At 46.3% G+C, this 2,471-nt stretch carries 2 protein-coding genes and 1 pseudogene; all 3 read left to right on the top strand.

Features of this window, described 5'->3' with window-relative positions:
- The first annotated feature begins 203 nt into the window (after positions 1 to 203).
- Positions 204 to 1,301: an ABC transporter substrate-binding protein gene (locus tag QCH34_RS10705; RefSeq protein ID WP_300333966.1), complete on the top strand. Its 1,098-nt coding sequence runs from the start codon at positions 204 to 206 to the stop codon at positions 1,299 to 1,301.
- A gap of 113 nt (positions 1,302 to 1,414) precedes the next feature.
- The gene (locus QCH34_RS10700; RefSeq protein WP_300333963.1) at positions 1,415 to 2,056 is read left to right on the top strand and encodes a class I SAM-dependent methyltransferase; all 642 of its coding nucleotides are present in this window, start codon (positions 1,415 to 1,417) and stop codon (positions 2,054 to 2,056) included.
- A 69-nt stretch (positions 2,057 to 2,125) separates the two neighbouring features.
- Positions 2,126 to 2,471 (top strand): annotated as a pseudogene (locus QCH34_RS10695) (radical SAM protein); the annotation flags it as partial.

The raw sequence follows: 2,471 nt of genomic DNA, 5'->3' as shown, positions 1-2,471 counted from the left end.
CATGATGAGATACACTCCATATGCAGGCACAATCAAGAGGAGATTGCCTGTGCCGGGGGGATGATGATGAGATAAGATCTTTATCATCTTCTGTTATGGCTGTCATCTGCTTACCCGGATACGTCTGATATGAGTATTGTGAGAGTATGAAGAGAAACCGATTGACAAATTGAATCGCAATTCCTGTGAATATAGGTGAAATTATGAAGAAAACGCTATCATATGGAGTAATAACAACAATTCTTATGATGATCTGTCTGGCTACCCTGTCATGTGGTTGTACAGATGCCCAGACCGTTTCTGATCAGAGAGGAAGTACTACAAAGATCATCACGGATATGGCAGGTCGAACTCTGGAGGTTCCGTTGAAGATTGATCGGGTCATCAGCACCGTTCCCATGACCACATTTGCTGTGTATGCACTTGCACCTGAGAAACTGATCGGGATCAATATGAATCCAAATAAAATCAATGGTGAAGTGTATATTTCAGATCAGTTCCGAAGCCTTCCTAACATTGGCGGGTGGTTTGGAAAGCAGACCGGAAATTATGAGGTCTTCATGTCTATGAACCCGGATATCATCATTGCAGGAGAAGGCATAGGCGATTTTGCAACTGTGCTCGAAGAACATCAGCAGGTATTTGGTAATATTCCTGTTGTCGGTGTGCTGGATGCCAGAGATTCACGGGGATACGATAATGCGCTGATCTTCCTTGGTACACTTCTGGGTGAAGAAGAGAAGGCAGATGAGCTTGTGGAGTTCTATACGAGGGTATTATCAACCGTTACAGATCGTGTCTCCGTTATCCCGGAGGATGAGCGAGTCCGGGTCTATTATGCAGAAGGTCCAAAAGGGTTAATGACCGATCCAACCGGCTCTTTCCACTCTGAATTGATTGAAGTTGCAGGCGGGATCAATGTCGCAGACTGTGATGTCCTCCCTGGCGTTGGCCAGACGCCTGTTTCAATGGAGCAGGTGACAAGATGGAATCCTGATGTCATCATCGTCAGTGATCCCCCGTTCTATGCAGCGGTCTATTCCGATACGCTCTGGCAGTCGATTTCTGCGGTCAAAAACAAGCGGGTCTATCTTGTCCCCCAGTCACCATACCCCTGGTTTGACCGTCCACCAGGTATCAACCGGATCATCGGCATTCCCTGGATCGCAAAAATTCTCTATCCTGAGATATTCAGTGATCTGGATATGCCTGCGCTTACGAAGGAGTTCTATCTGAAGTTCTATCATTACGAGCTTTCTGAGGATCAGTTGAACACCCTTCTGGTCCCCCCGCTTCGATAGATGGTTTTTTGTCATAGAGTATCTTCGTTACACAACAGGATTATGGAAGGAAGAATGGATGTATGAAAACGGGAGATCCCTCATCTCCTAACAAATATTTTGGGATGTATCTAATGTCAGAGTCAATAGATAAACCGTTTAATGCAGATGGTGCAAAGAAGATGGATTCAATCGCAAAAGGTCCTTTTGCACCGATTTACCCGATAATTGCCGATCAGATTATGGATGTTTGCAAAATCACCAGTGGATCATGTATCGATCTCGGCTGTGGCCCTGCTCATCTTGCAATTGCGGTTGCCAGAGTGAGTGATCTTGCAATTGATGCGGTTGATAGTTCCCCTGATATGCTCACGATTGCAACTGAGAATATTAAGGAGGCAGGGCTATCCGGATGTGTAAGGGTTGTGAATGGAGATGTTCACGCTCTTCCCTATGAAGACTCTTCGGTTGATATCATCATCAGCAGAGGCTCTCTCTTCTTCTGGAATGATCTAAATAAAGCCTTTTTGGAGATATACCGGGTCCTTCGCCCGAATGGAAGGACATTTATTGGCGGAGGATTTGGAACAGATGCTCTGAAAGAGGAGATCTTCCGGAAGATGCGTTCAATTGATCCAAAATGGGAAAAGAATGCAGAAAAACGGTTGAAAATGCAGCAGTCTGATAAGATCCCAAAGGCGCTTGAAGCTGCTGGTGTTGCTGACTATGAGATCCGCCGTGATCTGGCGGGTTTCTGGATAATCATGAGGAAGTGAGTTTCATTGCGCTGTACTCTATGTGAAGTTGCGTGTTCGATCCCTGAAGGGGGATATGGCAGATGCAGTATGTATACGAACAATGGCTCTGCTATCGTCGAGCGGTATCCAGATTCCTTCCTTGCAGCTGCTCCAATCAGTATTGAGACACTACCGCTGCTTCATTTTTCCCCGGGAGGCAAATTTCTCCAGGTCTGTACGGTCGGTTGTAACCTTACCTGCCAGGGGTGCGTCTCTGAGATTCTTGTTCGCCATGCCGAGTCGCTTGGGAGTTCAGATAAAGCTCTGAAAATACGTGATGTCATCAGGATGGCTCTTGAAGAGGGGTGTATGGGTATTGCCTTTGCTCTAAACGATGTTATCGTCTCATTACCAACCTTCTACAGGCTGGCTGAAGCTGCACACCAAAACGGGC

The organism is Methanocalculus sp. (assembly GCF_029762515.1).
In the GTDB taxonomy this organism is placed as follows: domain Archaea; phylum Halobacteriota; class Methanomicrobia; order Methanomicrobiales; family Methanocorpusculaceae; genus Methanocalculus.
Note: the sequence above shows the minus strand (reverse complement) of the source record. Positions and strands in the feature narration are given on the sequence as shown.

Bases quoted from the DNA above. Each gene is read 5' to 3' on its own strand.
- QCH34_RS10705 (WP_300333966.1), top strand. From the start codon at position 204: ATGAAGAAAACGCTATCATATGGAGTAATAACAACAATTCTTATGATG.
- QCH34_RS10700 (WP_300333963.1), top strand. From the start codon at position 1,415: ATGTCAGAGTCAATAGATAAACCGTTTAATGCAGATGGTGCAAAGAAG.